The sequence below is a fragment of the Mycobacterium sp. WUMAC-067 genome (genome assembly GCF_020217485.1).
In the GTDB taxonomy this organism is placed as follows: domain Bacteria; phylum Actinomycetota; class Actinomycetes; order Mycobacteriales; family Mycobacteriaceae; genus Mycobacterium.
Genome location: NZ_JAEKMI010000177.1, coordinates 1 through 667 on the forward strand (window position 1 = coordinate 1; position 667 = coordinate 667).

General features: G+C 69.1%; 1 protein-coding gene. It reads left to right on the forward strand.

Annotation, left to right across the window (positions count from 1 at the left end; genetic code table 11):
- On the forward strand, nt 1-667 hold a 667-nt coding region (locus JF781_RS28100), incomplete at both ends, for a PPE family protein (RefSeq protein ID WP_225341373.1).

Genomic DNA, 667 nt, shown 5'->3' on the forward strand with positions numbered 1-667 from the left:
CGAGGTCATCTCCACCCAGCTCTACGCCGGCCCCGGCGCAGCACCCATGCTGGCCGCCGCTGCCGCGTGGGGAGCACTCGCCGCCGAATTACATTCCACCGCATCCTCATACGGCGCGGTGATCTCCGAACTCACCACCGAGTGGCAGGGCCCGTCCTCGACCTCCATGGCAGCCGCGGCCGCACCCTATGTGGGCTGGATCTCGACCACCGCGGGCCTGGCCGAGCAGACCGCCGCCCACGCCCAAGCCGCCGCCACCGCCTATGAGGCCGCGCTGGCCTGCGTCGTCCCCCCGGCGCTGATCGCCGCCAACCGCACCCAGCTCGCAGGCCTGCAGGCAACCAACCTGTTGGGGCAAAACGGCGCAGCGATCGCGGCCACCGAAGCCCAATACGCCCAGATGTGGTCCCAAAACGTCACCGCGATGTTCGGCTACGCCAGCTCCTCGCAGGCCGCCGGGGAGCTGACCCCCTTCGAGCAGGCACCCGCTGTCAGCAAGGACACCGGGACGGCGCAGGCGAGCACCACGGCCGCCGCGGCCTCGAGCACCTCGTCGTCGTGGATGCAACAACTGCAGGACTACATCAACTCACTTACCACCGGATACACCCAATCGTGGCAGCAGCTGATCGAGGGCATGACCGGCAGCAAGGAGGTCGCGCCGCTA